The sequence below is a fragment of the Microcystis sp. M090S1 genome (genome assembly GCF_020246295.1).
Taxonomy (GTDB): Bacteria; Cyanobacteriota; Cyanobacteriia; order Cyanobacteriales; family Microcystaceae; genus Microcystis; species Microcystis aeruginosa.
Genome location: NZ_JADBTF010000020.1, coordinates 1 through 5,955, shown reverse-complemented (window position 1 = coordinate 5,955; position 5,955 = coordinate 1). Strand labels below are relative to the sequence as shown.

6 protein-coding genes are annotated in these 5,955 nt (G+C 47.8%); 3 read left to right on the top strand and 3 right to left on the bottom strand.

The window, feature by feature from the left end:
• Positions 1-166, top strand: a 166-nt coding sequence (locus IM477_RS00885) for a transposase (RefSeq protein ID WP_287730122.1), incomplete at its 5' end; no start/stop codon positions are given.
• A gap of 190 nt (positions 167-356) precedes the next feature.
• Here the strand turns inward: IM477_RS00885 and prfA are convergent.
• Together prfA and IM477_RS22830 are read right to left on the bottom strand one after the other, a co-directional pair.
• The gene (prfA, locus tag IM477_RS00880; RefSeq protein ID WP_287730121.1) at positions 357-1,457 is read right to left on the bottom strand and encodes a peptide chain release factor 1; all 1,101 of its coding nucleotides are present in this window, start codon (positions 1,455-1,457) and stop codon (positions 357-359) included.
• Positions 1,436-1,615 (bottom strand): hypothetical protein, encoded by a 180-nt coding sequence (locus IM477_RS22830; RefSeq protein ID WP_353845520.1) that lies wholly within the window; start codon positions 1,613-1,615, stop codon positions 1,436-1,438. Before IM477_RS22830 ends, prfA begins: the two co-directional genes overlap by 22 nt.
• Before the next feature lie 686 nt (positions 1,616-2,301).
• Here IM477_RS22830 and IM477_RS00875 point away from each other — a divergent pair.
• The gene (locus IM477_RS00875) at positions 2,302-4,455 is read left to right on the top strand and encodes a polyribonucleotide nucleotidyltransferase (RefSeq protein WP_287730118.1); all 2,154 of its coding nucleotides are present in this window, start codon (positions 2,302-2,304) and stop codon (positions 4,453-4,455) included.
• A gap of 135 nt (positions 4,456-4,590) precedes the next feature.
• On the opposite strand, the gene rpsN is transcribed toward IM477_RS00875, so the two are convergent.
• Entirely contained in the window at positions 4,591-4,893 is a 303-nt protein-coding gene (rpsN, locus tag IM477_RS00870; RefSeq protein WP_147071634.1) for a 30S ribosomal protein S14, read from the bottom strand.
• 161 nt (positions 4,894-5,054) lie between these two features.
• Between rpsN and IM477_RS00865 the strand changes: the two genes are divergently transcribed.
• A complete protein-coding gene (locus IM477_RS00865) occupies positions 5,055-5,609 on the top strand; it encodes an NUDIX hydrolase (protein ID WP_287730116.1) in 555 nt (184 codons plus the stop codon).
• The last annotated feature ends 346 nt before the right edge of the window (positions 5,610-5,955 follow it).

The window sequence follows — 5,955 nt, the reverse complement described above, 5'->3', positions numbered from 1 at the left end:
AATTAGAAAGGAATTTCCAGATTTGGCGGCAAAGTATTTCGACAATAAACCTTATTTTTGGACGGGAGCTTATTTCGTGGCTAGTTGTGGCGGCGTTACCGTCGAACAACTAAAAAAATACGTTGAGAACCAAAACTCCCCGAAAGTGGAAACGCTACCGCGTTAGTTTCATTCCGGTGGCGATTCATCTCCCGTTAACTGCGTAGCGGTTTAACGGAAGTCCTCTCGCGACCTTGAGATAGCAATTGACACACTCCCACCGTCAAGCTACGGTTGCGGGTTGGGGAGAAGGGAGCGGGGGGAGCATAAATAAAAATAATCTCCTGTCTCCCGTCTCGGAGTCTCCCTTGTCCTGATTAAGCTGTCTCTTGGGCAGCGGCTAATTCTGCCAGTTTTTCCTGTTGATCCTTGGCGATACAGGATTGGATCACCTCTTCGATATCGCCGTCTAAAATGCGATCGAGGGAAAAATTCTGATTTAAGCGATGATCGGTGAGACGATTATCCTTATAGTTATAGGTGCGAATTTTTTCCGAACGCGAACCAGTTCCCACCTGAGAGCGTCGCATGGAACTGACCGCTTCCTGTTGTTCCTGTAACTTCATATCGTACAGTTTCGCCCGGAGAATCTGCATGGCCCGTTCCCGGTTTTGCAATTGCGATCGCTCCTCGGTGCAAAAAACCCGGATTCCCGTGGGTTTATGGATTAAATCGACCGCAGTTTCCACTTTATTGACATTTTGACCGCCTGCCCCCCCGGATCTAGCCGTGGTTAACTCAATATCCTTGGGATCGATATGCACTTCCACATCGTCCACTTCTGGCATAATTGCCACGGTAGCGGTGGAAGTGTGGACGCGACCACTGGCTTCCGTCAGAGGAACCCGCTGCACCCGATGGACTCCCGCCTCAAATTTCAGCTTACTATAGACGTTATCGCCTTTAATCTCTAAAATTGCCTCTTTAAATCCTCCCATATCCGCCTGAGATTCACTCAAAAGGCTAACTTTCCAGTTTTGAGTTTCGGCATATTTTGAGTACAAACGCACTAAATCCCCCGCCCAAATACTGGCCTCATCACCTCCGGTCCCAGCGCGAATTTCTAGCATGATATTCTTTTCATCGAGGGGATCCCGGGGCAGCAGCAGAATTGTTAATTGGTCTTCCAAAGTGGCGATTTTTTCCTCTAATTCTGCCACTTCTAGGGCGGCCATTTCCCGTAATTCGGGATCGCCAGCGGATTCTTTGAAGATTTGTTTCGCACCGATTAAATCCTCTTGACTTTTTTGCCAAATTTCGTAGGTGTTGACCGTTTCCTCTAGGGAAGCGCGGGATTTGGCCAGACGATGCAATTCACCCGGATTACCGGTGACATCGGGATCCGCTAGACGACGGGTTAATTCTTTGTAGGTCTGTTCTACAGATTGCAGTTTGTCTAGTAAATAACTTTCAGCCATAATCGATAGCCACAAATAGGGTTAAACGGGGTTAATTTGAAGATAACCCGCAAATTCACTGGATTAGAAGCGTCTAACAGATAATAGAGACGCAATCCTTTTAATTGTCTTAATTTTCTTGGTTTGGGGTTCTTCGAGCCTGGAAAAATCCCGCCCAACTGCCGACAGTCAGTCAGTTTTGCTAATACTTAGAAATATTTTTGGGCCAGCAAGCGGCAAGGGAAGACATTTTTTTCTTAACCAGATTATTCCTATAAGTAGTCGTGCAAAATTAATTTCCTAGTCGAGACTCCGAGACGGGAGACTCCGAGACAGGAGACTCCGAGACGGGAGACTCCGAGACGGGAGACGGGAGACTCCGAGACAGCTGTTGGGGATCGGGTTTGGGTTTTCAGTTCACTGTTTCCTCACACCAGAAGTCTGACGGAGTAGTGGCTTAGATGTGTAATTAATTTTGCTTAGGTACTTATCTGAAACTATCATTTTTTGGCCGGTTTGAGCAAGTAATGTTAGATCCTGTTTAAAAGCAGGGAGCAGGGAAGTGGGAAGTGGGAAGTGGGAAGTGGGAAGTGGGGAAGTGGGGATTGGGGGATTGGGGGATTGGGGAAGTGGGGAAGTGGGGAAGTGGGGGATTGGGGGATTGGGGAAGTGGGGAGCTTTTTTGCTGTGATCAGTAAACGGTAAAGAGTAATCAGCGAACTGAAAACTCAACTCTGATCACTGATAACTGATCACTGATAACTGATCACTGATCACTGAATACTAAACCTGCTGGAAAGGGGTACAAAAAATGCTAGGATTGCCACAGCACAGAGAAAAGTGAAAGAAAGGAATATAACTTTACATGGAAGAGTTTGACAAGTCAATATCCTTTGATGGCAGGGATATTCGACTAAAAATAGGGCTTTTAGCCCCCCAAGCTGGCGGTAGTGTTCTGATCCAATCGGGAGAAACGGCGGTTTTAGTGACAGCAACCACAGCCAAGGCCAGAGAAGGAGTAGATTTCCTGCCCTTAACCGTTGATTACGAAGAAAGATTATACGCCGCCGGGCGCATCCCGGGAGGATTTTTGCGTCGTGAAGGTCGTCCCCCGGAAAAAGCGATTCTGACCGGTCGTTTGATTGATCGCCCCCTGCGGCCTCTATTCCCCAGTTGGCTACGGGATGATATTCAGGTGGTCGCTACGACCCTCTCGATGGATGAGGAAGTCCCCCCGGATGTTTTGGCCGTTACCGGGGCTTCTGTGGCGGTTTTGTTGGCAGGTATTCCCTTTCAAGGACCGATGGCAGCGGTGCGCGTCGGTTTACTGGGGGATGAATTTATCATCAATCCCACCTACAAGGAAATCCATAACGGAGAATTGGATCTAGTGGTGGCCGGTAGTCCCGAAGGGGTGGTGATGATCGAAGCGGGAGCCAATCAGTTACCGGAACGGGATATTATTGAGGCGATCGATTTTGGTTATGAAGCGGTCCGCGACCTGATCACCGCTCAACGGGAATTAATCGATCAGTTGGGTATTCCCCTCGTGACGCGGGAAGCACCGGCAGTAAACGAAACCGTGCAGAATTTCCTGAAAGAACAAGCTAAAGAGGAAATTAAACAGATTCTCTGCCAGTTTACCCTCAGCAAAACCGAACGGGATGAGAAATTAGAGGCGATCGAAAATCGGATCAAGGAAACTATAACCGCTCTCCCCGATGAAGACCCCTTAAAAGCTCCAACCCTGGAAGAACCGAAGTTAATCGGTAATCTCTTTAAGTATCTGACCAAAAAACTGATGCGCGCCCAAATTATTGAGGATGGGGTGCGGGTTGATGGTCGCAAACTGGACGAAGTACGCCCGATTTCTTGCCTGGTGGGAGTTTTACCCCGCCGGGTTCACGGTAGCGGCCTGTTTAATCGCGGTTTAACCCAGGTGCTTTCGATCGCCACCCTGGGCACCCCCGGTGATGCTCAGGATTTGGGCGACGATCTCCATCCCGAAGACGAAAAACGCTATCTTCATCACTACAATTTCCCACCCTTTTCCGTCGGTGAAACCCGTCCCATGCGTTCTCCCGGCCGTCGAGAAATTGGTCACGGTGCTTTAGCGGAAAGGGCGATCGTACCTGTCCTTCCCCCCCAGGAGGAATTTCCCTATGTGCTGCGGGTAGTGTCGGAAGTCCTCTCTTCTAATGGTTCCACCTCCATGGGTTCCGTGTGCGGTTCTACCCTGGCGCTGATGGATGCCGGTGTTCCCCTGAAAAAACCCGTTAGCGGTGCGGCCATGGGTTTAATTAAAGAAGGGGAAGAAGTGCGTATTTTGACCGATATCCAGGGTATCGAGGATTTTCTGGGAGATATGGACTTTAAGGTGGCTGGCACTGATTCTGGCATCACCGCTCTCCAGATGGATATGAAAATCCCTGGTTTAAGCATGGAAGTGGTGGCCAAGGCGATCGAACAAGCTTTACCGGCCCGCAAACATATCCTAGAGAAGATGTTAGCGACCCTAGAAAAACCGCGCACGGAATTATCTCCCCACGCACCCCGGTTATTGACGATCAAGATCGATCCAGATCTGATCGGGTTAGTAATCGGGCCGGGTGGTAAGACGGTTAAAGGGATTACTGAACAGACTGGCACGAAAATCGATATCGATGACGATGGTACTGTCACCATTTCCTCCACCGATGGGGAACAGGCCGAAAAAGCTAAACGACTGATCTACAATATGACCCGCAAACTCAATGAGGGCGAGGTTTATCTCGGTCGCGTGACTCGCATTATCCAAATCGGCGCTTTTGTGGAAGTTTTGCCGGGGAAAGAGGGAATGATCCATATTTCCCAATTGGCCGAGGGACGTGTCGGTAAGGTCGAGGATGAAGTGGCCGTGGGGGATGAGGTGTTAGTCAAGGTACGGGAGATCGATAGTAAAGGTCGTCTCAATCTCACCCGTCTCGGTATTCATCCCGATGAGGCCGCCGCTGCCCGTAAAGCTGCTACTGTAGTCTAGGTAAATTTTTTGTTCATGGTTAACTCTCGATCGCTCGATCGAGGGTTTTTTTATCGCTAAAATTGCTTAAAAACAGCAATAGAGACGCAAAAACCACGCCTCTATCCCGGTATTTTCCCTAGATATTGTTTCTGACTACCAGCTAGACTTGACCACACCGGGTAAAAGACCTTGGTGGGCCCATTCGCGTAAAACGTTGCGGGATAAACCAAAATCGCGATAGTATCCTCTCGGTCTGCCGGTCGTTAAACAACGGTTGCGGTGACGACTGGGAGCGCTATTGCGGGGTAATTCCTGTAATTTTTGGTGAATTGCCAGTTTTTCTTCAAAATCTTCGGCGGTACGGAATTGTTCTTTTAGTTCCGTCCGTTTAGCTTCGTATTTTTGTCTGAGACGATCGCGTTTTTTCTCGCGTTCTACCATCGATTTTTTTGCCATGGGGTTTCTCGAAAAAGATTTAACCTGTAAAGACAGCATTTCCCATTATAACCTGAATCTCTCCTTGGCCGTTAGATGATAATTCTACCCGCTTCCTAACACCAGTGACAAAGGCAACATTTCCTGATATTAATTCTTAAAGTCCTGGTTGCAAATTTTCTATGTCTGAACCGCCTCAATTTCTCCAACAACGTCTTTTTTATCAAGGTCGCGTCTTTCAATTTGAAGTCTCGAAACTGCGTTTACCTAACGGTGTCGAGGGAGAATGGGAATGTGTCCGTCATCCGGGTGGCGCTTTAGCAGTTCCAATCACCAAGGAAGGTCAATTGGTTTTAGTACGTCAGTATCGATTTAGTTTGCAAGCTCGAATTCTGGAATTTCCCGCCGGAACGATCGATGAAGGAGAAGACCCTGCTACGACGGTAAAACGAGAATTAGAGGAAGAAGCGGGCTATCGGGCCCACAATTGGCAATCTTTGGGTAAATTTGCCCTGGCACCGGGTTATTCCGATGAATACATCTATGCTTTTCTAGCCCAGGATCTGGAAAAATTAAGCTTGCCCCCCGCTCAAGATGCCGATGAAGATCTAGAAGTGGTTTTTATGAGTTTTGAGGAAATGGAATCAGCGATCGCACGGGGAGAATCGATCGATGCTAAAACTATTACTAGCTTCTATCTGGCCCGTTTAGCTGCTATAACTGGACTTCCCCGTTGACAAAAGGCCATAACCTGTGCTGTAGGAGGAATTGAGAGAATTTACGATACCCCGTTACTGGGTACAAATCAAGGAAACCCCTAATAAATCTAACGCATGATTGTTGCAGTTCAGTCGGTCGAGTTATCTTAGCAAAACGATAACTTACCTCTCTAATCGTACATTCTACTGTATTCAAGCAAATCGTCCCCAAGTCCTCCCATAAAGTCCGAAAGTAATATAGTCTAATCCTTCTATCGGTTTTACTAATTCATTGATTGGCTCTTCTGGTTTCTGTGTGGAAACGGGGTCTATACTGATAGTTTCTTCAGCAAAATAGTCCTAAAAGTCTTTCCCAGTAAACATT

Excerpts from the sequence above, each read along its gene's own strand:
- prfA (WP_287730121.1), bottom strand. The coding sequence starts at position 1,457 with ATGGCTGAAAGTTATTTACTAGACAAACTGCAATCTGTAGAACAGACC.
- IM477_RS00875 (WP_287730118.1), top strand. The coding sequence starts at position 2,302 with ATGGAAGAGTTTGACAAGTCAATATCCTTTGATGGCAGGGATATTCGA.
- rpsN (WP_147071634.1), bottom strand. The coding sequence starts at position 4,893 with ATGGCAAAAAAATCGATGGTAGAACGCGAGAAAAAACGCGATCGTCTC.
- IM477_RS00865 (WP_287730116.1), top strand. The coding sequence starts at position 5,055 with ATGTCTGAACCGCCTCAATTTCTCCAACAACGTCTTTTTTATCAAGGT.